This window comes from Fuscovulum sp. (genome assembly GCA_035192965.1).
Lineage (GTDB): Bacteria > Pseudomonadota > Alphaproteobacteria > Rhodobacterales > Rhodobacteraceae > Paragemmobacter.
In genome coordinates, this window is the sequence record CP136571.1 from 2,980,363 (window position 1) to 3,003,198 (window position 22,836).

Below are 22,836 nucleotides of genomic sequence, written 5' to 3' on the forward strand. Positions count from 1 at the left end.
TCGATGCGCCCCTCGCCCACGGAGGACACTTGAATGAAATCTCTTCTTTCAACCACCGCCCTCGTCGTCGCGCTTGGCTTTCCGGCCATGTCGTTCGCACAGACGTCCGATGCAACCACCGCCGCCGATACGCAGGTTTCCGAATTTCCGGGCTTCCTTGCCGCCCGCAGCCAGACCGATGTCTTCGCATCTGAACTGATGGGGCACGATGTTCACGCGCGCAGAACGCCTGTTGCGGCTGCTGATGCCACCGGTTCGCAGGACATGACCATGATGTCAGCCGCCGAACTGGAAGAGATGGACAACATCGGCCAGATCAACGAAATCGTGCTGTCAAACGACGGCCAAGTTCGTGCCCTCGTCATCGGCGTTGGTGGCTTTCTGGGTGTGGGTGAACAAGATGTTGCCGTGACGATGGATCAGGTCACCTTCGCCTCGGACCCGGACAACCGGGATGAGATGTATGTGGTGGTCAACACCGGCGCAGACATGCTCAAGTCCTCGCCTGCCTACAAACGCACGGCGATGGACAGTGACGAGATGAATGCCACCGCAGGCACCACGGCAGCAGAGACATCGACCGAAACTGCACCGGATGGCACACAAACCGATCGCACCCCTTTTGTCGCCCCCGCGATCGAACGTGACGGCTACAACGCCATCGCAGTGACCGAGGTAACCTCTGAAATGCTGGTCGGCAAAGAAGTCTATGGGGTCGAGGATAACTCGGTCGGCACCATCGACGACCTGATCCTTGATGACAGCGGCACGATCAGCAATGTGATCATCGACTTCGGTGGTTTTCTTGGCATGGGCACCAGCCAGGTGAGCGTCGGCTATGATGAACTGACAATCTTGGCTGATGAAGGCCGCTCTGACGTCCGCGTCTATGTCGATGCAACGAAAGAGCAAGTTCAGGCGCAACCGCAGTACAAAGCGGCCAACTAATCCAGCTCTCCAACGCTACGAAAGGGGCCACGCATTCCGTTGCGTGGCCTCTCTTGGTACAGGCTTAGCGGAGAACTACCTTTCCCGTGCGAGCTGGGAAGAGCCGCACAATCTGCTACGTCGCATCCTGACCGGCCATATCGGTGTCTTATCCGGCTATCCGTCCACCAGACCAAGCATGCCCCGTCCACTAGCGGCCAAAACCAGATCTCGCCATCCTGCCCCGAATAGGCAGGGAGTACGTATCCACCGCGCTCCCAACTACACCGCTATCGCTTGCAGCAACGTCTGGTCTGCAACTAGGACACACGCCCAACCACCCATGTTGCGCTGGGCTTGACGCTCGCTTCCATCACTACTTTCGTGACTTACGGTCGGCGTAGCGCTGGTCACGTTGGGCCTTGCGAACGGCCTCGTCCTCGAACACTCGCGAAACCCGGTCATTCAGGGCAGTCTCTCGGGCGTCGGCCTCGGCATTGGCGGCAGCAATAACTTCCGCCTGTTCCCTTAACTCATCAGCTTTCACTCGCGCTTGTTCTTCTTGCTTTGCTTGATCCCGCTCTGCTCGCCGCAAGTCTCTGGCGGCGGCAATCCCAATTCGTTCTTCCTGCCGTTCGACCCGGGTCGACTCAGCCGCTTCTTTCGCCGCCCGATGGGCCTCAAGTTGAGCAGCTTTGGCTTTCGCAGCAGCATTGCGCCGGCTGGCGAAATCATTGTCCTCAGGCTTCCTCATGGTTTGGTCCTCAAGCTACTTTGGCTGTTATTTCAGCCTGGCGCGTAGACCACAACGAAAGGCGGCTCAACAGGGCTATTCTTGCAAGCTGCCCGCCACTTGATCGAAGGTCGACTAAGGGCCGAACACGTCTAAGTCGCGGTCAACGTCGCAACGGGCTGGTTGAACCTCCTCGGCTTTGGAGGACAGATCTACCCATGCTGCGCCGGCAAATGTCCGCTTCGTCCCCTAGTTGCTGCCTGTGGGTCGTGACGTTGCCCCCTGCACCTAATCCAGTCTGAGGTAGACTCTGGCCAAGCCGAGAGGACCAGAGATGAAGCGCAGCGGGTTCACCGAAGACCAGATCATCGGCATTCTGAAGGAGCATGGTGAAGCATGGCCGCGCCATTGGTCCGAGCGCCATGCCGAACGGGGTTTCCGTCGCCGATTTGTGCCGCAAGCACGGCGTCAGCGATGCGACCGTCTACAAGTGGAAGGCCAAGTATGGTGGCATGGATGTCAGTGAGGCGAAGCGCCTGAAGGGGCTTGAGGACGAGAACGCCCGTCTGGAGCGGTTGTTGGCCGATGCGATGCTCGACAATGCGGCGCTGAAGGATCTCTTGGGAAAAAAGTGGTGACGCCCGCCGGAAAGCGGCAAGCGGTCGCGCATCTGGTGGCGGGCCACGGGATGAGCGAGCGGCGGGCGTGCCGGGTGATCGGCTGTTGCCGGATGACCATGCGCTATGAGGCGATCCGGCAGGATGATCCCGTGCTGCGCGAGCGGCTGAAGGAGTTGGCCCGTGTCCGTCGCCGGTTCGGCTATCGGCGGCTGCACGTGTTCTTGCGCCGTGAAGGGCATGAGGTGAACCACAAGCGCCTGTTCCGGATCTATCGCGAGGAGCGGCTGCACGTGCGCCGTCGCGGTGGACGCAAGCGGGCCATCGGCACGCGGGCACCGATGGCGTTACCGCTGATGCCGAACCAGCGCTGGTCGCTCGACTTTGTCTCCGACCAGTTGACCGATGGCCGCCGCTTCCGGGTGCTGACCGTGGTGGATGACTGCACGCGGGAATGCCTCGCCCTGATCGCCGACACGTCTCTGTCCGGCGCAAGGGTTGCGCGAGAGCTAGCGACCCTATTCGAGGCCCGCGGCAATCCGATGACGGTCGTCAGCGATAACGGGACCGAGTTCACCTCGAACGCGATCCTGACCTTTGCCGACGACGGCAAGTTTGACTGGCATTACATCGCGCCCGGCAAGCCGACCCAGAACGCCTTCATCGAGAGCTTCAACGGTCGGCTACGCGACGAGCTCTTGAACGAAACGCTGTTCCCATCCCTGAACCAGGCCCGCGCCACGCTCACGGCCTGGCGCAAGGATTACAACACCGAACGCCCGCACTCACGCCTCGGCTGGCAGACGCCTACCCAGTTCGCACAAATCTTCACCCCGCAACGGGGCCTGACGCTGCGCAACCCGCAAAGCTCCGCGCCAGCCCCCGTTGCCCAACCCGCCCAAACAAGCAAAACTCAAACCCGGAGTCTCGCTCACGCTGGATAAAAGTCGGGGGCAACGTCACGATCACGTGATGTCTCAACGACGCAGAACGGATCGTGAAAGGAAGCCGGCAGCCTCATGTGCAGGAAAAACTTGGAAAGGCTTCGAAAACTCTATCAATCTCAGCCGTAAATAAATGAACATTAAAGCAGGGAGGCATCACGTTGCCGAACCGCACAACCGCACCGGCACTAAGCGATAGAGTGTGAGGCAGACCTGCTGTGACCGCAGATAACGCAAGAAACCTTGAGGCCCGTCTCCGCAGCGAGATGGATGCCCTCCGCCCTATCGACACGCGCGACTTGCCCAAACGCTTGGTCATGAGCGGGTTTTTCTTGGTTATCACCTTCTTTCTTGGTGAAACCTACACCGCGCTCGCAAGCGGCGCCGCGATCATCATATTCGAGACGATCTCGAACTTCCTTTACAAGAAAGAACTTATCTGGCCGATCCGGGCCCCGCTTTGGGTGATCGTGCTGCACTGGGTTCAAAATGCATGCCTGACCTTCATTTACATGATCCCGGCGATGATTATGTCACGAAATCAGGATCTTGCCATTGTCGCCCTCGGGCTGATCTGGACCTGTGGTGTGTTCATCCACATCTCAAACGCCTTCGGGCGGATGCCCCTCTACACCGCAAATCTTCTGGTCCCCGTTCTCATGGCCACCGGGATCGTGATCTGGTCTGTTGCCAATAACGATATTGAACCGGCTGGTCCGAACGGGCTGGCCCTGCTCGTGCTTGCCTTCGTTCTGTACATCTACAACATCGCCGAAAACCTGTTCAAACAACAGCGGGCCGACACAGCCCTTTCGGCGGCCCTCATCGAGTCGAAGAACCGATTGACGGACCTCGAGTCCACCCGCCAACAGCTTCTGAATGCCGTCGAGGGGCTGAATGACGGGTTCGTCTACTTCGACAGCGAAGATCGCCTCGTTCTTGCGAACCGTCGGTTCCGCGAACTCTACGCACGCAGCGCCGAGGTCATCGTCCCCGGTGCACGGATCGAAGACATCCTGCGCGATGGTCTGGCGAAGCAACAGTTCTTCGATGCAATCGGCCGCGAGGAGGCGTGGCTGCAAGAGCAGATGAACGTCCTCAATTCCAAGACCGTCGTCCGGCAAATCCTCACAGACGGCACGGTCCTTCAGGTGATGGAACGCCGCACCTCGGATGGCGGTCGCGTCGGGCTGCGTGTCGATGTGACTGAAATCACCCAAGCCCGCGAAGCAGCCGAAGCGGCCAGCCGCGCCAAATCCGAATTTCTGGCCAACATGAGCCACGAAATCCGCACACCGCTGAACGGGGTGCTGGGGATGGCGGACCTTCTGGCGGAAACCAACCTCGACTCGCAACAGAAATCCATGCTCGGGGTCATCCGTACCTCTGGCTGGAGCCTGTTGACGCTGCTCAACGATATCCTCGATCTCGCGCGTGTCGAAGCCGGGAAGATGGATCTGGAAGAGCGCAGCTTCGATCTGCACTCCGCGACCGACCGGCTTGAGGCCCTCCACGGCCCGACAGCCCTCGCCAAGGGCATCTCCTTTGACATCTTCCATTCCTCAAATGGCACCTACAACCGAATTGGCGATGAAACCCGCATTGTTCAGATCCTGCACAACCTTGTGGGCAACTCCATTAAGTTCACGGAAAGCGGATCGGTTCGCCTGAAAGTCCGCGCCAATCAGCCAGATCGCCTTGTGTTCGAGGTAAGCGACACCGGGATCGGCATGACGCAAGCGCAGGTCGCGCGGATTTTCGACACCTTCGAACAGGCCGAAGCAAGCACCGCACGGCGGTTCGGTGGCAGCGGGCTGGGAATGACGATCGTCAGGCGACTGGTCGATCTGATGCAGGGCGAGATCACCGTCGACAGCGAACCCGGACGCGGCACCCGGATCGTGATCACACTTCGCGTGCCCGTCGATCACGAAAGCCCAGCGTGAACCGGGGCATCCAAGAACTTTGGACATAACGGGATAAGATAGCCAAGGCACGGGGCCGCACATTGGCCGTCCGTCAAATCTCGCTCGCCGGTCCAATCAACGCGCCTCGGCGCACGACCTGCTGCTGACACGCTGACCTCAGCACTTGACGAATTCGTGAAGAGCCTTATCTCCGCGTCCTGCGTTGATGCCCCTCTCACGGGTCTGAAAGCGCTTGTGATGTCGGCGCCGAGAAATCGGCGCTTTTTGTCTGCCTGTGATGTCCCCGGCAGAACCAACCTAACGCCTTGGGAATGCCATGGATTTTCTGTTCTACGAAGTGATCAGCAAGCCGCTTTGGCTTTGGTTGATGTTCTTGACCATCGTTGTCGCGTTGATGATCTTTGACCTTGGCGTGTTGCACAAGGAAGACCACGAGATCGGGGTCGCTGAAAGCCTGAAGCTGTCAGCCTTCTACATCCTGATCTCCGTCGCGTTTGGCGGGTACATCTGGTGGGCCTGGTCGAACGGCACCCTTGTCACCAGCGACGGGACCAATCCGGTCGCCTCTTATTTCCAAGGCTACATCATCGAGAAAGTCCTCTCGATCGACAACGTCTTCGTCATCTCGCTGATCTTTGGATATTTCGCCATCCCGCGCAGATACCAGTACCGCGCGCTGGTCTGGGGCATCATCGGTGTGATCGTGCTGCGCGGCATCATGATCGCGATCGGCGCAGAACTGGTATCGAACTACAAGTGGATGACGCTGGTCTTCGCGGCCTTCCTGGCTTTCACCGGCATCAAGATGCTGTTTACCGAAGAGGGTGAGACGGACGTCTCGAAAAACCCGATGGTCGGGCTGGTGTCGCGGTTCATGAACGTGACCAAAGAACTGCATGGCCAGAAGTTCTTCGTAAGACAGATGGATCCGGTGAAGCAGAAGATGGTTCTGTTCGCGACGCCGCTGTTCGTGGCGCTTGTCGTGATCAACTTCGCCGACGTGATCTTTGCCGTCGATTCCGTTCCGGCCATCTTCCTGATCACCACCGACACCTTCATCGTCTACACCGCCAACATCATGGCCATCCTCGGCCTGCGCGCGCTGTATTTCGCGTTGGCCGCGCTGGTGCACCGGTTCCACTATCTGAAATATGCGCTGGCGGTGGTGCTGGTATTCATCGGGTTGAAGGGCTTCTACAGCTACTTCTTCGGCAAGTTCGACCCCTACCTGTCACTGGCCATAACCATCGGGATCATTGCGTCCGGGATCTTCTACTCGCTTTGGAAAACCCGCGGCAGCGCCGAGGATTCCGCACACTAATCCTGACGCGGGGCCTTCTGGGCCGACCGCTGTCATGGCCCATACGATAAGCCGCCCAGCCAGAAAGGCCCCGGGCGGCTTTCCTTTTGCCGCCAACCCTATGTGGTGCGGCCCGTTTCGGAACTGTCTTCCTGCCGGCGCGGCGTGGTTTCCCGGGCCTTCAAGAACTCCCTCAGATCCGTATCCGAAATGCGCCAGCCCTTGCCGATGTCGATCCCGCGCAGCGCGCCGGATTTGATCCAGTGCCGCACGGTGGCCTCAGCCACTCCCAACCTGTCGGCAACGTCCTGCACCGTCTGATATCGGTCCTGCGGCATCGCTTCCCTCCCCGCGCTTACGGTTCAGAATACCGACTTATCCTCGCGTTTGATTGACTTGGATCAAGGATCGGCACGCCCTGATCGGGCAGGTTGGCACAAGCAGCCACATTGGCGCGCAAATGGCTTTTGTGCGTCCGGTTGGCTGGCCTGCGCCATTCTAGGAGAGGGACAAACCCCATGCCCAACCGCATCGCCTATCTGCCGGTCAACACCTATCCGGAAGCAGCGCCGGATCCGGCTATCCTGGCAGCGGTGGGCTTTGCGGCATCGCTAAGATGCGGATTGCACGTCTCAACCTTTGCAGTGGACGTCCCGCCGACGGCTTCCCCCATCGGCGGCTTTCTCATCAACGTCGAGGGCATGGCGCGCGCCGCCGAAGACCGCAGCAAGGCAGAATGCGCACGCCTGCACACCCTCATCAAGGGGGCGGCGCAGCCAGAACTCAACCTGTCCATCACGAACCAAACGGTGATGATGGGCGCTGCCCTTGAAGCCGCCACGACCGAGGCGCGAAGCTATGATCTCGCGGTGTTGCCTTGGTCCTCCGATACGCTTTCAGCGCAGGACATGGCACAGTCGCTTGTCTTCGGGGCTGGCGTGCCGGTGATCCTTGTGCCGCCGTCGGCAATTGCCGCGTCCGTCGATCATATCGCCATCGCCTGGGATGGAGGCAGGGTTGCCGCACGGGCGCTGTGTGACGCGCTTCCGCTGCTCTCTGCGGGTGGGCGCGTTTCGGTCATCACGGTGCAGGATGAAAAAGCGCTGGGTGCTTCCGGCATCGCGCAAACCCTGACTGCCGCGCTTGAACGGCGCGGATATGCGGCAAAGGCAGTCAACATCACCCTTGATAACCGCCCGATAGCAACGGCGCTGCAAAAGACCGCCCTGTCAGAAGGCGCGCACCTCTTGGCAATGGGCGGCTTCGGCCACTCCCGCCTGCGCGATTTCATTCTGGGCGGGGCGACAAAGGGCGTGTTCTCGGACCTTCGACTCCCAGTTCTGCTTTCACATTAAGCCGGGATAGAACGCCCACCTCTAAGCCAGAGACGGCCGGATCAGAGTGCGCTTTGCGGGGTTATTGGTGGCTGCTGATCACGCGCAAAAAGCAATCAACCCATCGGCGCTGCGTTGATCTCCGACGCCAACCGATCGACAAACCTCTCTATCCGAAGCGAGCGCACGGCGCGCGGGTTCAGCAACGCCACGATGTCGGCATCCGGAAGGGACCAGTCCGGCAACACGCGCACCAGTCTGCCAGTGCGCAGATCGGCGGAAACGCTCCATTCGGACCGTTCCACGATCCCAAAGCCATCCAGCGCCCAGGACCGCAGGACTTCCCCATCGTTGCAGGCATAGACCGGCTGCACACGAAGGTTCATCTCCAAACCTCCCGGGCCAATCAGCGGCCAAAGCGAAGCGTCGGCCCGGTTTTCACGAACCACGCCAACCCTATGACCCGCGACCTCCTCCGGTCGCTGCGGCAGGCCAAACCGTCTGGCATAATCGGCAGATGCCACCAGCAGGCGGCGGTTCGGCGCAAGTTTGCGCTGCGTGATCCGCAGGTGCGGCAATCGTCCGACATGAACCAGAACATCCCAAAGCCCATCATTCATCGCACCCATGGGATCTTCGCTCAGGCTGAGCACCGGCCGCAGTTCCGGGTTTTCACCACAGAAACGCGCAAGAACCGGCGCAACGCGCAACCGCCCAAAACCAAAAGGCGCAATAACGTGCAGCGGCCCCGCAATGCGACCCGCGCGGGCAGACATCTCCTCCGCAAGGCTTTCCACATTGCCCAGAATATCCCGCGCCCGTTCCACCAGATACGCCCCTTCGGACGTCAGCCTCAGCGGGCCCCGTCCGCGCTCGACAAGGCGTAAACGCAGACGATCCTCCAGCAGCGCCAGCCTTTGCGAAACCGCAGGCGGCGTCACACCAAGATCGCGCGCCGCCGCCGCAAGGCTCGGCGCTGCGGAAATGGCCGTCAGAAAGCGAAGATCGGATACATCCAACATTAAGGCAAAGCTTAATGCAGGTTTCAAATCATGTGAATATGCACTGAATACCTCGGTTGGTAGACCTCAGGAAATGCTGGAGGATGACCCGATGTTAGAACCAGACTCATTGCGCCACGATGCCCTGCCCACACCGACCCTGCTGCTGGACGAGGCAAAGATGATGCGAAACATCGAACGGCTGGCCGCACGCGCAGACGGGCTTGGCGTCACCCTGCGCCCCCATTTGAAAACGGCCAAATCCATCGAAGCCGCGCGCCGCCTGACCGGCGGGACGCCCGGTCCCATCACCGTCTCAACGCTCGCCGAGGCCGAAGCATTCTACGCAGCAGGATACACCGATATCCTCTACGCCGTCGGCATCGCCCCACAGAAGCTGCCGCGCGTCCAAGCATTGCGGGCCAAAGGCTGCGACCTCACGGTGATCCTCGACAATGAGGCGCAGGCGCAGGCTGTGGCGCAGGCAAACGTCCCCGCGCTGATAGAAATCGACAGTGACGGCCACCGCGGCGGGCTTCACCCTAACGACCCGGCATTGATCAGGACCGGGCGCATCCTGCACCAAAGCGGATGCCTGCGCGGTGTCATGACCCATGCAGGCGAAAGCTACACGGTGCGCGGCGCGGCGGCCCACGCCGCCTTCGCCGAACAGGAACGCAGCGCCGCAGTCTCCGCGGCAGAGGCCCTGCGCAGCGCAGGTTTGCCCTGCCCCATGGTAAGCGTCGGATCGACCCCAACCGCCCACGCCGCACGCGACCTGACCGGAGTCACAGAACTGCGCGCCGGGGTCTACATGTTCTTCGATCTTGTGATGGCAGGGATTGATGTCTGCACGGTCGATGACATCGCGCTCAGCGTTCTGACAACCGTGATAGGTCACCAACACTCCAAGGGTTGGACGTTGATCGACGCCGGATGGATGGCACTGTCGCGGGATCGCGGGACTGCGGCGCAGGATGTGGATCAGGGCTATGGTCTGGTCTGCGACGAAGACGGCCACCTCATCCCCGGCCTCATCGTAAGCGGCGCCAATCAAGAGCACGGGATCGTCTCGCTTCGCCCCGGCGCCGACGGTCCGATACCGGACCTGCCCGCAGGAACACGCTTGCGGATCTTGCCCAACCACGCCTGCGCGACCGCCGCGCAGCATGATCGTTACAACGTGCTGCCACTGAACGGCGGCCCCCTGCAGACCTGGCACCGCTTCGGTGGCTGGTAGGGCGAAGGACATGATCCTGATCACAGAATCCGAGTCCGCCGCCATCATCACGCCCGAACTCGCCTTCACGGCGGTGCGCGAGGCCCTCATCGCCGCGGTCGCTCCGGGGGCCGCGACCTTTCCAGTGGTCATCGCGCATGGAAGTGACCCGCAGAACCGCTTCACCATCAAGTCGGCGGCGGGTGCGGAACTGGCCGGGCTGAAGGTGGGGGCCTACTTCCCCACCAACGATGCGCGCGGCCTGCCACGGCACGCCTCGACGATTCTTCTGATAGATCAGACCACAGGGCGCATCGGCGCGCTGATCGAGGGGTCTGCGCTGAACTGCTATCGCACCGCCGCAGCGGATGCAGTGGCGACCGATGCCCTCGCGCGCCCAGATGCCGAAGTGCTGACCCTGTTCGGAACAGGACACCAAGCCGCCTACGAGGCAGAGGCGATTGCCGCTGTCCGAAAACTCTCGCGCGTGCTGGTCGTCGGCCGGGATCCCATCCGCACAACGGCTTTCGTCGCAAAACTGCGCAGCGCCGGTTTGCCCGCAGAGACCGCAGCGGCGGAACCCGCGGTTCGTGCCGCCCATATCATCGTCACAGCAACAACAGCCACCGCGCCACTGTTCAAGGCGGCCTGGGTCCAGCCGGGAACGCACATTTCCTCCATGGGTTCGGATGCCCTTGGCAAACAGGAACTGCCGGTCGAAATCTTGCGATCCGCCACCCTCTTCTGCGACCTGCCAGAACAGTCACTGCGCATCGGGGAATTTCAGCACGCAGGCCCGGACGCCAAACCCATTGCCATCGGATCTGTCCTGACCGGCCATGCACGGACCCGCCGCGACGAAACCGAGATCACGGTATTCGACAGCTCGGGCCTCTCGCTGCAAGACTTGTATATGGCGAAGGCGATCCTCGACCGGCACGCAATGGGCGGCGCAAGCAGCAACTAAAGGATTGCCGCGCGGGGCGCACACATATTGCCGATGGAGTGCGAACAATGGCACCGCAGCGCCGACGCGGACCACGAACTCTGACGCCGCGAACTGACCGCAGCCACGAAAATGCATCCGCGCATATCCTGCGGAAGGTTCCACACTCCTGTTATCCACCGCCGAGCTGCGCCCGATCTGCCAACACGACCCGTGGGCCGTGTGGCATTAGGTGATCGGGACGCCAAAAGCTCGTGGCCTTAAGATGCTACCGCGCGATTGACAGCATGGGTGTCTGCCATCGGCAGACCACAAGCGCATCAAAAACCCGGCGGTAGCATCGCGTGAGGGATTACATCCCCATATCGTTCATCATGCCGCCGTTGGAGGCGCCCATGTCCATCATCATCATGTCGTTGTCCGACGTGTTCTCTGCCACCTCACGCGCAAGGTCGCGGGCTTCTTCGCTGACCGGAACGCGGTTCAGCTTCTTGATGTAGAACTGCTCGGTCCCGACATCGCTCTCACGACGGGCTTCCTGAATGACGAGCAGTTCGGACAGGGTGTATTCCCCTGCCGGCAGGCCCATGATGGCAGCCTGCATATCGGCGCCGGGCGAAGCGTGAACCGACTGGGCAATGGACAGCGTTGCAATTGCAGCGAGGATAACTTTCTTCATGATCTTCTCCGAATTTGGTCTCTGCCGGATTGGCTAGATGCCGAAATTACGCGGCGTGCAGATCGGAGTTTCAGGATCGGACTTCACATCAAAAAACGCTTTCGTGAGCGGCTGTCATTTCCCCGCCTCTCGCCAAGGGAAAGCTGGCCGCCGCCCGGCGCCTCACCAGCCGCGTTCCAAAGTGGATCGCCTCGCCCGGCATCGGCGTTACACGCAGCAATATGGTCAAGGATATCAAAACATCCGCCGCCAACCCGCACCTAAAGGGGGTTGCCAACAGCGCAGGGCCGCGCAGGCGACTTGCTCACCGGCACCCCATCAACCAACGCCGCATGGCGCGATCAGGCGGTGAGGTAACGCTGCTTCGCGTCCTTGATGGAAATCAGCTTTCCTTCTGCCTCATCCCACAGATGCAGGCCGACCGTGCGCAGACTGTCGCAGATGGTCAGACGCTGCACATCGGCCAGTTCCGCATGGTGACGGATGACCTCGGGCAAGCGGTAGAACGGGATGCGGCTGTACAGATGATGCACATGATGAATGCCGATATTGCCCGACAGCCAGCGCAGCGGTTGCGGCAGCACATAGTGCGAACTGCCTTCCAACGCGGCATTGTGCAGATCCCAGTCCTGCCCCTTTGACCAGTGCGTTTCCTCGAACTGATGCTGCACATAGAACAGCCAGACCCCGATGGTCGCCGCAATGACCGATGTCGGCAGGAAAATCACAAGCACCGGCCAGAACCCACCGAACCAGACGATCAGCCCCAGAAAAATGCCGATCATCGCATTGGTGCCCATGGCCGACGTCCAATAGCGCCAGCCCTGGTTCATCAACCCCAGCGGCAACCGGTTCTGCAAGATGAACAGATAGCTTGGCCCCAGCACGAACAGCACCAGCGGGTGCCGGTACAGCCTGTACATGAACCGGCCAAAGGGGCTGCGCGCGCGATACTCTTCGACCGTCAAGGTCGTCACATCGCCGATGCCGCGCTTGTCCAGATCCCCGTGATGGGCGTGGTGGATGGCATGGGTGCGGCGCCAGACGGCATAAGGTGTCAGCGTCAGCACACCCAGAATGCGCCCGATCCAATCCTGTGCGGTGCGGTTGCGCAGAAACGCGCCATGCCCGCAATCGTGCTGGATAATGAAGATGCGCACCAGAAAGGCCCCGTTCAGAACCCCCACCGCCAGCGCCAACCAGGGGCTGATGGAAAGTGCGGCCCATGCCAGCGCCCAAAGTGCAAGAAAAGGCACCAACGTCACGGCAAGCTCAAACAAACTGCGCGCGGTTGATGGATCACGATAGCGCGCAAGAACGGAAAGCCATTCGCGCGCGGAACGGTTGTCAGCAGTGTCGGTAATGTCGGTCATCTCGGCTTGCAAACAGGGGCCGGCTGACCGGCGCGGTGGCGACGAACGGCTGGCGTTGACCGAGCGCCTTCAGGCACATTGGCTAACCCGTCACGCCGGATTTTGCAACTGTGCAAAGGCGCGGCGCTCAGCCGCGCCCCGTCACGCGGATCAGTGTCCCCTCCAGCGGCACCGCCCCCGCCAGTGTGTTCGAAATCGTGCCGTATTTCAGGATGTTGCGATGCAGAAGGTCCAGCCTTTGATCATTCTCGGCACTGTCCACGATGATCTGGTAGCGGATCAGCGTCAGCTTGGGCGGGGCATCCTGTCGGATGGCTTCCAGACTGACCTCTGCCCCATCCAGCTGGAAATGCAGCAGCGGCACCACCCGCTCGATCCCCTTGAGCATGCAGGCCGCCAACGCCGACAGCAGCAATTCCACCGGGTTCATCGCATCCCGGCGACCGGCAAGGTCGGTGTCCAGCACCACCTCGGCCTCCTTCGCCCGGGCAAGGCTGCCATGGCCGTCAATCCGCCGGGCCTGAACGCGGTACTCGATCATGGCCGGCCTCCGATCCAATCGGCTCTCCGCCCCCTGCCCGCCGGCATCCGCTTTCCGTCAACCGCACGCCCCACCCCGCAGGCAAGGTAACCCGAACCATCACGCAGCCCCGGCCCCGCTACCGGCAAGGCAGGCGCGGCAAACGCAGACAGAACCAACAGCATCATGGCGACCCCCCAGCTTTTGCGCATCTGCGCATGAGCGGGCGATCCGCGCCTTGATCTGCGTCACATCACCCGCATATGGCCACCACTGCCCTCAGGCCGCCGCCTTCACAAGACGCAGTTCCGGGCGCTTGTGTCGGGTGGGCACCTTCGTCACCGCTGTCGCCGCCACCAGCGCCGTCTCCATCGCCACCGGGACCAGCGCCTCACGGGCGATGGCCCGCTCCACATCCGCCCCCGAAAGCACCGGTCGCGCGGTCGGCCCGTACAGACGCGCCAGATCAGCCAGCCCGATCACCTCTTCCCTGCCCGTCCGGCGCAGCGCCAACACCGCCGCCGCAACCTCTGTCTGCGCCTTGCGGTCCAGCGGGGTCATCGCATTGCGGCCCGGATACAGGCTTTCCGCCGCCAACCCATCCGCATCCAGAACAGCATGGTCCGGCAGCAGGATATGGTGATAGCCGATCCGCCGCGTGCCTTCCGCGATACGGCAACCACGATAGCCGTGCTTGGCCAGATGTACCGCGCGCACAAGCACCTCTTCACCATCCAGCAGCATCAGCACCGCATGCTGCGGCGACAGCCGCACCTCGCCACGATTGCCCAACGCACCGGGACGGATCTTCACCGGGCGCAGTGAGGGCCGCGCCTCGATCTCCCCCGCCCGCACCAGACGCGACCCGCTCCAGATGACCGGCTCCACCGCCCCGCCGCGGGTGACGACCAGATCACCCGGCACCAGATCTTCCACATGCTTCCATCCCCCCGGCACCCGGATCGGCGTGCCTGACGCGAAACAGGGAATGCCGATGGCCTGCATATTGGCGCGGCCCGTCACCTGGGCCGGGCTGACCCCTTGCAAGATCACGGTCTGTCCATTGGGGAAGGTCAGCACGGCATCGCCACTGCCATCCCCCACCGTATCCGTCACCACCACATCCGACCAATAGACCGGGCCACCCTGCGCATCGGTCATTCCCGACACATCCAGCCGATCATTGGCGAAACGGCCCTGACGGGTCAGGTCGAAATCCGTGATCCGATCCGCCCCGCCGCCATCTTGCAAGATGTACCGGTCGTCACCGGCCCCACCGGTCAGCGTGTCATCCCCCAGACCGCCCCGCAGCGTATCGCCGCCCGCCCCGCCCGAAAGGTTGTCCGCCCCGCCGCTGCCTGTCAGGCTGTCGTCGAACCCCGAACCGACAACCTCTTCTATGCTGGCAAGCGTATCCCCCTGCGCATGCCCGCCCGTGCCCTGCCCTGTCGACAGATCGACCTGAACCGCCGCATCCGACTGCGTAAAGTCAACACGGTCCGTCCCCGCCCCGCCGTCCAGCAGATCGGCCCCTGCCCCGCCATCCAGACTGTCGTTATCCGCGCCACCGTAAAGCGTATCCGCCCCGGCATTGCCGGTCATCGTGTCATTGCCAGCCCCGCCTGACAGGACATCGGCACTGCCGACCGTATCGCTCGCCTCATCCCCCGACAGGACATCGTTGCCGATACCGCCATCCAGCGTGTCCGCCCCGCCCCGGCCTTCAAGGACATCATCCCCGCCATTGCCCGACAGGGATTCCGCGCCCGCGCCGCCCAACAGGGTGTCGGCGAACATCGACCCGATCACCGCCTCGATACTGCTCAGCGTATGCGTGGCGGAATTGCTGTCGGTCCCGATCCCGGTGCCAAGGTTCACATTCACGCCACCGCCGGCAGCGGAATAATCCACCGTGTCATTGCCGGCACCGCCATCGAACAGATCGCCCGCCATCTGGTTGAACGATCCTGCATACAGGTAATCGTCCCCATCACCCCCGAACAGCGAATCCGCCCCGGCATTGCCTGAAAGCGTGTCATTGCCATCGCCGCCGAACAGCGAGTCATTGGCCCCCACCAGATCGCCGGCGGCATCGCCCGTCAGGACGTCATTCCCCGCCCCGCCCGTCAGGCTGTCCGCCCCTGCGCCCCCCTGCAACACATCGTTGCCATCGCCGCCGTCCAGCGTGTCATTCCCGGCCCCACCATCGACGGAGTCATCCCCCACCCCGCCCGTGACCAGGTCATCGCCCGCGCCCAGTTCCAGCCGCTCGATCTGCGAAAAGGTGATGCGCTGACCGCCGCTGTTGGCGGTCACGGTCCCCGCCTCGCTGCCGCTGAACACAACCGTCACGTTGCCCGCGAACGGCGTCAGATCCAGCACATCCCCCACCGTCTCGGACGTCTCGCCGCCGATGACGATCTCGTCGCGCGTCAGAACAGCCGGGCTGGTGAAATAGCTGACATTGATGGGACCCGAGGTGAAAACCCCGGTCCCGCTGCCATCGTTGGTGCCAACCCAACCAACCGTAAAGCTCTGGTTGGCGGCGTTATAGACCACCGAAACACTGCTCCAGTCAAAGGTCCCGGTCCCCGAAAGCGCCGATCCCCCTGCCGCAGACGTGATCGGAAACTCGCCCGAAACCGCATTGCCGTTCCGGTCAAAAACCCGAAAGTTCAGGCCCGTCGCACTGCCGTTCTGGCCGTTGCCATTGGCATAGACCGCAACGAAATACCCGCTGTCGCCCAGCACCTCGATCAGGGGCGGGCCCGCCAACTGGCTTGACGGCGCAACCGCGATGCTTACATCAGACGCGATCAATTGCCCCGTCGTCGTATCGAGGATCGAAAAGAAGGGCATCGCACTGCCCCCCGTCGCCGATGTCTCGACATAGCCGATGATCAGACGCCCATCCGGCATGATATCGGTCGTCACGTTCGACAGGTTAAACCCATCATTGCCGTCCACCGCGCTCGTTCCGATGCGGATATCGCCGCTCAGCGCGTTGCCGTTGGGATCGAACAGCCGCGCCTCCAGCGTCATGCTGGTCAAGCCGTTCGAGAACCCGTCATTCACCCACAGCGCCACAAAGTTGCCATTGGGCAGCGCCTGAATGATCGGCGCAGATTCCCAGACGGTGGATTGCGCTTCGTTATCGGTCCCTTCAATCTCCGACGTTGCCATCACGGTCGCGCCGTTCTGGTCCAGAACGGTAAAGACAGGCTCGGCAAAGCCAGTCTCCGCATTGTTGCGCCACCAGCCGACAACGACGTTCCCGCCTGTCAGCGTCGTAACGGTCAACGACGGAACATCGGAATCCGACCCGTCCACCGCCACGTTGCCAACCTGAAACTCCGGCCCGTTCCACGTCCCCGTCGTCGGATTGTAGATCCGCCCCTGCAAGGTCATCGTCGGGGAATCGTCCAGCGTGCCGTTGCGCGACCAGATGAACAGGATATTGCCGTTCGGCAGCACCGTCGTCACCGGCGGCGACTCGATGCCCGTCACATCGTTCGACTGCGTCTCGATGGGCGACAGGATGGTCGTGATGCCCGACGGACCGGGCCGGATGATGCCAAAGATCGGCTCCACCCCCCCCGTCTCGGCCTGGTTGCGCGCATAGCTGATGACAACATCACCCGACGGCAGCCGATCCAGATCCAGGTTGTCCCAGTCAAACCCGTCTGCGCCGCTGATCGCGGGCCAAGAGCCCAGCGAAATCTGGTCCGTCGCAGGTGTGCCATCCGCGTTGAAGATCCGCAGTTGCAGATCCATCGTCGTGACGTTGTCTGCGGTCGCGTTATCCGCCCAGACATACATCACCCGGCCATCGGCCAGCACGATCATCTTCGGCGGCGACTGGTTGCCCGCCACCCCTGTATTCACAACCGACGGCGTGATCGTCCCCGGCGAATAAGGGGTCGATGTATCCGGGCCTGCATTGTTATCGATGCCGGAAAAGACAAAGCGGTCATCCCCGCCCCCGCCCAGCACCGAATCCGATCCCGCACCGCCGAACAGCACGTCGTTGCCATCGTCGCCCGCAATTGTATCCGTCCCGACACCGCCATAAACCGTGTCATTCCCCACCCCGCCCGACAGGGTGTCGGCAGATTGGTTGGGGGCGATCTCTGCCGCGGTATGAACCAGATTGTCGATGTAACCGTCACTGCTCACCGTGTTCGAGGTGGCGGTGTTCGTCACCCGGATCGTCATGTTCGAATCCGTGGCGGTGTAGTTCAGAATGATGTTCTGCGTGGAATCGTTCGCAACCGTATCCGTCCGGGTGGCAATTACATTGCCCTGCGAATCCAGGATATCGACGCGGAAAGTATGGGTCCCGGCACCTGTCCCTGTCTCGCCGATCGTGTAGTTGAACGTATAGGCTGCCCCAACTGTTGTCGCCACGGACTGCTGGATCGTGCCGGCCGCCGGCGCGTTAAAGGCGTTGAAGGCAATCGCCGGGTTGGTGGGCGTGATCGCCCGCACACCCGGGCTTGGCCCGAACGGCACGGTCCACCCCGCCAAACCATCCGAAAACGTCCCGTTTGTCAGCGTGCCGGGCGCTGGCGCCTCGGCAACGCTGTCACCATGGATGACGTCATTGCCCGCACCGCCGGAAATGGAATCGTTGCCCGCCCCGCCCGTCAGCGTTTCAGAACCGGTAAGCCCGTTAAGGGTATCATTGCCCGAGGAGCCGATCATTTCGACACCCCGCCGCAGGCAGAGGGCCAACGCGGCTCAGGCGTAATTCCAACCCGCCCCACGGCGCGAAGGACCTGCGCGACGGAACCCATGGCCCGTGTCGCGCCCGAAAGAGCGTAAAGTTGCATACTCGTTACCACACTGACTGCTCACAGACTTATTGGGCAGCCACTCCTCCACAACACGCAGTCATGGCCGCCTTTGTCCCGTTATCCGAAACATTTTGTCCAAATTATGATCCCACTATGTGCAGGCTTGGCACGGACCGACCTTCCCCGCCCTGTTGCCCGCGTAACACATGGCCACCCGGTACATGACCACCCGGTCGCGCCGAAACCGCAACGCAAGTCCCCGCACTCTTGCGGTTCTTTCCTGCCCGCGCATCTGTATACTCGCCCCCAAAATAGCGGTTACAGGCAGGTCATGGCGGTTACACTCAAGGATGTGGCAGAACGCGCAGGCGTATCCCGCTCGGCCGTGTCGCGCACCTTCACCGACGGGGCCTCTGTCTCGGCCCGCACGCGGGCCAAAGTGGAACAGGCCGCCGATGAACTGGGCTACGCCCCCAACGCGCTGGCTTCCAGCCTGACCACGGGCCGGACCAAACTCATCGGGCTGATCGCCAACAACTTCCACAACCCCCTGATCCTTGAGGTGTTCGATCTCTTCACCCGCGGCCTGCAAGATCGCGGCCTGCGCCCCTTGCTCGTCAATCTCAGCGGGGCCACCGATCCGGCGGCCTCGGTCCGGATGCTGCGGCAATACTCGGTCGATGGGGTGATCGTGGCCTCCTCCACCCTGCCCCCCAGCTTTGCCGCCGCCTTCCGTCAGGCAGGCCTGCCCGTCGTGCATGCCTTTGGCCGCCCGTCGCCCGCGCCCGATGTGCCTGTCGTGGGGATCGACAATATCGCCTGCGGCCGCATGGCCGCCGAGGCGCTCATCGCCCGCGGCTATACAAGCGTCGCCTTCCTCGGCGGGCCGCAGGCCGCCACCTCCACCCAGGACCGCGCCGCAGGCTTTCTCAAAGCCCTCGCCGCGCACCCGCAGATCACCACCAGCACCAGCTTTGCCACCGATTACAGCTTCGATGCCGGCCGGGCCGAGATGCAGCGCCTGCTCACCCAGTCCCCCGCACAGGCCTACTTCTGCGGCGACGATCTCCTCGCCGTCGGCGCCATGAGCGCGATCGAAGAGGCGGGGCTCCAAGTCCCCCATGACATCGGCCTGATCGGCCTGAACGATATGGAAATGTCGCGCTGGCAGAACATCGGGCTGACCACCATCCGTCAGCCCGTGTCCGATATCATCGACGCCGCCATCGAACTGGTGGTCGCCACCATCGAACACCCCGAACGCCCGGCCGAGGTGCGCCTGTTTCCCTGCGCGGTGATCGACCGCCGCTCGTTGCGCTAGCGCAACCGCGCCTTACCGAAACATCGGCGGGCGCGCATCCATCCATTGCCCCCCGGCCTTGGCCGAGGCCACAGCGGTATGCACTGCCGCCATCGACCGCACGCCACTGGCCGCCAGCGGCAACCCGTCACGCACCTGCCCCCGGATCGCATCCGCCAGATCGCAATAGATATTGGCCACCGCCAGCGGGAAGCCTTCAGGATGGGCAATCGCCACCCGGCTCAGGCGTTTCGCATCCTCATGAAGCCCGCCCTCGCCCTTCTCCATGATCTGCGTCCGCCCACCCACGGGGGTATAGATCAACTGGTTGGGCTGCTCTGACGCCCAGCGGAACCCGCCGGTTTCACCGAACACCTGAATGTCAAACCCATGCTGCCGCCCGATGGCGACCGAGGATGTCCACAACCGCCCGACCGTCCCCTTGGTCATGCGGAAATTGACCATCGCATCATCCTCCAGCACGCGGCTGGAAATGGTGGATGCGAAATCCGCCGACAGCTTTTCCACCTCGTCATCACAGATGAAACTCGCCATGTGCAGCGCATGGATGCCGCAATCGGCAAACTGCCCCGACACCCCGGCCATCGCCGGATCATAGCGCCAGCGCACGCGCGGATTGTCCGCATCCGTCGCATCGCCATGATGGCCATGGCTGAAATTCGTCACCACCAGCCGCACCTTGCCAATATCGCCCGCCCGCACCATCGCGCGCGCCTGCCGCACCATCGGGTAGGCGGAATAGCAGTAATTCACCGCGCAGATTTTCCCGGCTTTCGCCGCCACCCGGACAATCTCTTCGCCCTCTTCCACCGTCATCGTCATCGGCTTTTCGCACAGCACGTTGAACCCGGCTTCAAGGAACGCCTTTGTAATCTCGAAATGCGTGGAGTTTGGCGTCGCCACGGTGACCAGATCCACCCGGTCCGCCCGCCCCCGCTCCCCCGCCAGCATCTCCTGCCAGTCGCCATAGGCGCGGTCTGCGGCAATGCCCAGCCGCTGCGCATAGTCCCGCCCCGCATCCGCCCGGTGATCCAGCGCCCCGGCAGCAAAGGTGAAATGCCCGTCCGCCAGTGCGCCCAATCGATGCGCCGGGCCGATCTGGCTGCCCTCACCGCCGCCGATCATGCCCCAATTCAGTTTCGCCATGATATCCGCCCCTCAAAACCCGATGGAAGAAAGATACGCCCGGTTCAGCCGCGCGTCATCTACGGGGCTCACGTCCAGCGTCGGATCGCAATCCTGCTCCACCGTGCACCACCCCTCGAACCCCGCATCCAGCAGGATCTGCCGCACCGCCGGGAAATCCACATCGCCCTTGCCCAGATTGCAGAAAATCCCCTGCCCGCAGGCATCATAGAACCCCGTGCTGTTGGCAATCGCGGTCGCTTTCACAACCGGGTCTATATCCTTGAAATGCATATAGGAAATCCGCCCGATATGCCGCCGCATGAACGCCACGGGATCAAACCCCGCATAGGAATGATGGCCGGTGTCGAAACAGATCTTCAGGATGCTCTCATCCACCTCATCCAGCAGCCGCTCCAACTCTGGCTCAAAATCGATGAACCCCGCCGCATGGGCGTGAATACCCACGGTCAGGCCGTAATCCTCGGCCCCCATCCGCGCCACCGTGGCGATCCGGTCGCGGAACGCGGCCCATTCGGCCCCGTCCATCTGCTCGGCCGCGTCCGCCCGCCCCGCCGTCGGCGCGCGCCGCGGCGAGATGGAATCGATCAGCACCAGATGCCGCGCCCCATGCGCCACCAGCGCCTTGCAGGTGCGCTGCGCCGCATCCAGCACCTCATCCCATTTGGCCGGGTCATGGAACGGGCGGAACACCACCCCCCCGATCAGCTCCAGCTCATTCTCCTCCAACGCCGCACCCAGCACATCCGGGTCCTCGGGCATGAACCCGATGGGGCCAAGCTCGATGCCGCGATACCCGGCCTCGGCGCATTCCCGCAAAACCTGCCGCCAGTCCGGATTGCGCGGGTCGCCCGCAAACTCCACACCCCAGGAACAGGGCGCATTTCCGATACGAATGGTCATATTGTCCTCATGCCTGCGGAACGGCGTGCCATTGGCCGTCCTGTGATGCCTTGAAAGCCGTGTCGATGATCGTCGATACCGCCAACCCGTCGCGGAAGGTGGGCCAGACCGGACGGCCCGTCGCCACCGCCTCCAGAAAATCCCGCGCCTCGATGATGATCTGGTCCTGATAGCCGGTGCCATGCCCCGGCCCCTGGCAAAAGGCCGCATAGTTGGGATGTGCAGGCCCCGTCAGGATGCGCGTAAAGCCCCGCGTCGCCTCCGGCCCCTCGGCCCGGTACAGCCAGACCGCGTTCTGATCTTCCTGATCAAACCGGATCGCGCCCTTAGTCCCATGGATTTCATAGGCATAGCCCATCTTCCGCCCCGTCGCCACGCGGCTGACAAACAGATGCCCCATCACACCGGACGCAAAGCGCAGCATCAACTGCGCCTGATCGTCATTGTCCACCACCACAGGCCCACGCGGCCCCGGACGGCTCGCATGCACCGTCTCGATCCGCGCCGACAGCGCCTCGACCGGCCCCATCAGCGCCAAAAGGCAGTTGATCGGATGCGGCGCTAGATCGCCCATCGTGCCATTTGCGCGCCCCGTTGTCCGCCACGTCGCAGGCAGCGCCGGGTCGGCCAGAAAATCCTCGGTATGCTCGCCGCGAAACCAAGTCACCCGGCCAATCGCGCCCTCGTCCAGCAACTGCTTCACAAACTGCGTCGCAGGCGTGCGCACATAGTTGAACCCGATCATGTTGGGCAGGCCCGACGCCTCTGCCGCCACCACCATCGCCTGCGCATCCTCCAGCGATGCCCCCAACGGCTTTTCGCAGAACACCGGCTTTCCCGCCGCAAAGGCCGCTTCCGCAATCGCCCGATGCGTGGATTGCGGCGAGGCGATCACCACCGCCCCCACCTTCGGGTCGGCCACCACCTCGCGCCAATGGCCCGCCGCGCGCGCAAACCCATAGGCCAGCGCATAACGCGCCGCCGAATCCGCGCTGGACGCCGCGATCACCTCCAACCGTGGGCGCAATTCCGTGCCAAAGACCGCCCCCACCGCCGCATAGGCAACCGCATGGGCCTTGCCCATATAGCCGCCGCCAATCAGCCCGATCCCGATCTCTTTCACAGCAAGCCTCCCCGCTCACAGCCCCG

At 62.5% G+C, this 22,836-nt stretch carries 17 protein-coding genes and 1 pseudogene; 8 read left to right on the forward strand and 10 right to left on the reverse strand.

Going from position 1 to position 22,836, the window contains the following annotated elements; genetic code table 11:
- Window positions 1-33: 33 nt before the first annotated feature.
- The gene (locus RSE12_14645; protein WRH61601.1) at window positions 34-948 is read left to right on the forward strand and encodes a PRC-barrel domain-containing protein; all 915 of its coding nucleotides are present in this window, start codon (window positions 34-36) and stop codon (window positions 946-948) included.
- A 355-nt stretch (window positions 949-1,303) separates the two neighbouring features.
- Here RSE12_14645 and RSE12_14650 read toward each other — a convergent pair whose 3' ends face one another.
- On the reverse strand, window positions 1,304-1,681 hold the full coding sequence (locus RSE12_14650) for a DUF6481 family protein (protein ID WRH61602.1): 378 nt from the start codon (window positions 1,679-1,681) through the stop codon (window positions 1,304-1,306).
- 313 nt (window positions 1,682-1,994) lie between these two features.
- Between RSE12_14650 and RSE12_14655 the strand changes: the two are divergent.
- The 3 genes and pseudogenes from RSE12_14655 (at window position 1,995) to RSE12_14665 (ending at window position 6,470) form a co-directional block, all read left to right on the forward strand.
- A pseudogene (locus RSE12_14655) lies at window positions 1,995-3,221 on the forward strand (IS3 family transposase).
- Window positions 3,222-3,538: 317 nt separating this feature from the next.
- On the forward strand, window positions 3,539-5,167 hold the full coding sequence (locus RSE12_14660) for an ATP-binding protein (GenBank protein WRH61603.1): 1,629 nt from the start codon (window positions 3,539-3,541) through the stop codon (window positions 5,165-5,167).
- Window positions 5,168-5,465: 298 nt separating this feature from the next.
- Window positions 5,466-6,470, forward strand: a complete 1,005-nt coding sequence (locus RSE12_14665; protein ID WRH61604.1) for a TerC family protein — start codon at window positions 5,466-5,468, stop codon at window positions 6,468-6,470.
- A 98-nt stretch (window positions 6,471-6,568) separates the two neighbouring features.
- Here the strand turns inward: RSE12_14665 and RSE12_14670 are convergent, their stop codons facing one another.
- Window positions 6,569-6,787 (reverse strand): helix-turn-helix domain-containing protein, encoded by a 219-nt coding sequence (locus RSE12_14670; GenBank protein WRH61605.1) that lies wholly within the window; start codon window positions 6,785-6,787, stop codon window positions 6,569-6,571.
- Between the two features lie 180 nt (window positions 6,788-6,967).
- On the opposite strand from RSE12_14670, the gene RSE12_14675 reads away from it, so the two are divergent.
- Window positions 6,968-7,804, forward strand: coding sequence for a universal stress protein (locus tag RSE12_14675; GenBank protein WRH61606.1), 837 nt, complete (start codon window positions 6,968-6,970; stop codon window positions 7,802-7,804).
- Window positions 7,805-7,899: 95 nt separating this feature from the next.
- Here RSE12_14675 and RSE12_14680 read toward each other — a convergent pair whose 3' ends face one another.
- Window positions 7,900-8,805, reverse strand: a complete 906-nt coding sequence (locus RSE12_14680; GenBank protein ID WRH61607.1) for a LysR substrate-binding domain-containing protein — start codon at window positions 8,803-8,805, stop codon at window positions 7,900-7,902.
- A gap of 91 nt (window positions 8,806-8,896) precedes the next feature.
- Between RSE12_14680 and RSE12_14685 the strand changes: the two genes are divergently transcribed.
- Entirely contained in the window at window positions 8,897-10,024 is a 1,128-nt protein-coding gene (locus RSE12_14685; protein WRH61608.1) for a DSD1 family PLP-dependent enzyme, read from the forward strand.
- A 10-nt stretch (window positions 10,025-10,034) separates the two neighbouring features.
- Window positions 10,035-10,970: an ornithine cyclodeaminase family protein gene (locus RSE12_14690; protein WRH61609.1), complete on the forward strand. Its 936-nt coding sequence runs from the start codon at window positions 10,035-10,037 to the stop codon at window positions 10,968-10,970.
- A 331-nt stretch (window positions 10,971-11,301) separates the two neighbouring features.
- Here RSE12_14690 and RSE12_14695 read toward each other — a convergent pair whose 3' ends face one another.
- From RSE12_14695 to RSE12_14710, 4 genes are all read right to left on the reverse strand, one after another.
- Window positions 11,302-11,628, reverse strand: coding sequence for a hypothetical protein (locus RSE12_14695; protein ID WRH61610.1), 327 nt, complete (start codon window positions 11,626-11,628; stop codon window positions 11,302-11,304).
- A 341-nt stretch (window positions 11,629-11,969) separates the two neighbouring features.
- Window positions 11,970-13,001, reverse strand: coding sequence for a fatty acid desaturase (locus RSE12_14700; protein WRH61611.1), 1,032 nt, complete (start codon window positions 12,999-13,001; stop codon window positions 11,970-11,972).
- Window positions 13,002-13,128: 127 nt separating this feature from the next.
- The gene (locus RSE12_14705) at window positions 13,129-13,542 is read right to left on the reverse strand and encodes an OsmC family protein (protein WRH61612.1); all 414 of its coding nucleotides are present in this window, start codon (window positions 13,540-13,542) and stop codon (window positions 13,129-13,131) included.
- Window positions 13,543-13,800: 258 nt separating this feature from the next.
- Window positions 13,801-18,225: a Hint domain-containing protein gene (locus RSE12_14710; GenBank protein WRH61613.1), complete on the reverse strand. Its 4,425-nt coding sequence runs from the start codon at window positions 18,223-18,225 to the stop codon at window positions 13,801-13,803.
- A 423-nt stretch (window positions 18,226-18,648) separates the two neighbouring features.
- Here RSE12_14710 and RSE12_14715 point away from each other — a divergent pair, with 423 nt between their 5' ends.
- On the forward strand, window positions 18,649-19,638 hold the full coding sequence (locus RSE12_14715) for a LacI family DNA-binding transcriptional regulator (GenBank protein ID WRH61614.1): 990 nt from the start codon (window positions 18,649-18,651) through the stop codon (window positions 19,636-19,638).
- 12 nt (window positions 19,639-19,650) lie between these two features.
- Here the strand turns inward: RSE12_14715 and RSE12_14720 are convergent, their stop codons facing one another.
- Genes RSE12_14720 through RSE12_14730 form a run of 3 tightly spaced genes read right to left on the reverse strand, consistent with a single transcriptional unit; the run spans window position 19,651 to window position 22,810 of the window.
- A complete protein-coding gene (locus RSE12_14720) occupies window positions 19,651-20,784 on the reverse strand; it encodes a Gfo/Idh/MocA family oxidoreductase (protein WRH61615.1) in 1,134 nt (377 codons plus the stop codon).
- Window positions 20,785-20,796: 12 nt separating this feature from the next.
- A complete protein-coding gene (locus tag RSE12_14725; protein ID WRH61616.1) occupies window positions 20,797-21,687 on the reverse strand; it encodes a TIM barrel protein in 891 nt (296 codons plus the stop codon).
- 7 nt (window positions 21,688-21,694) lie between these two features.
- Window positions 21,695-22,810, reverse strand: coding sequence for a Gfo/Idh/MocA family oxidoreductase (locus RSE12_14730; GenBank protein WRH61617.1), 1,116 nt, complete (start codon window positions 22,808-22,810; stop codon window positions 21,695-21,697).
- Window positions 22,811-22,836: the final 26 nt, after the last annotated feature.

Bases quoted from the DNA above. Each gene is read 5' to 3' on its own strand.
- RSE12_14645 (WRH61601.1), top strand. From the start codon at position 34: ATGAAATCTCTTCTTTCAACCACCGCCCTCGTCGTCGCGCTTGGCTTT.
- RSE12_14650 (WRH61602.1), bottom strand. From the start codon at position 1,681: ATGAGGAAGCCTGAGGACAATGATTTCGCCAGCCGGCGCAATGCTGCT.
- RSE12_14660 (WRH61603.1), top strand. From the start codon at position 3,539: ATGAGCGGGTTTTTCTTGGTTATCACCTTCTTTCTTGGTGAAACCTAC.
- RSE12_14665 (WRH61604.1), top strand. From the start codon at position 5,466: ATGGATTTTCTGTTCTACGAAGTGATCAGCAAGCCGCTTTGGCTTTGG.
- RSE12_14670 (WRH61605.1), bottom strand. From the start codon at position 6,787: ATGCCGCAGGACCGATATCAGACGGTGCAGGACGTTGCCGACAGGTTG.
- RSE12_14675 (WRH61606.1), top strand. From the start codon at position 6,968: ATGCCCAACCGCATCGCCTATCTGCCGGTCAACACCTATCCGGAAGCA.
- RSE12_14680 (WRH61607.1), bottom strand. From the start codon at position 8,805: ATGTTGGATGTATCCGATCTTCGCTTTCTGACGGCCATTTCCGCAGCG.
- RSE12_14685 (WRH61608.1), top strand. From the start codon at position 8,897: ATGTTAGAACCAGACTCATTGCGCCACGATGCCCTGCCCACACCGACC.
- RSE12_14690 (WRH61609.1), top strand. From the start codon at position 10,035: ATGATCCTGATCACAGAATCCGAGTCCGCCGCCATCATCACGCCCGAA.
- RSE12_14695 (WRH61610.1), bottom strand. From the start codon at position 11,628: ATGAAGAAAGTTATCCTCGCTGCAATTGCAACGCTGTCCATTGCCCAG.
- RSE12_14700 (WRH61611.1), bottom strand. From the start codon at position 13,001: ATGACCGACATTACCGACACTGCTGACAACCGTTCCGCGCGCGAATGG.
- RSE12_14705 (WRH61612.1), bottom strand. From the start codon at position 13,542: ATGATCGAGTACCGCGTTCAGGCCCGGCGGATTGACGGCCATGGCAGC.
- RSE12_14710 (WRH61613.1), bottom strand. From the start codon at position 18,225: ATGATCGGCTCCTCGGGCAATGATACCCTTAACGGGCTTACCGGTTCT.
- RSE12_14715 (WRH61614.1), top strand. From the start codon at position 18,649: ATGGCGGTTACACTCAAGGATGTGGCAGAACGCGCAGGCGTATCCCGC.
- RSE12_14720 (WRH61615.1), bottom strand. From the start codon at position 20,784: ATGGCGAAACTGAATTGGGGCATGATCGGCGGCGGTGAGGGCAGCCAG.
- RSE12_14725 (WRH61616.1), bottom strand. From the start codon at position 21,687: ATGACCATTCGTATCGGAAATGCGCCCTGTTCCTGGGGTGTGGAGTTT.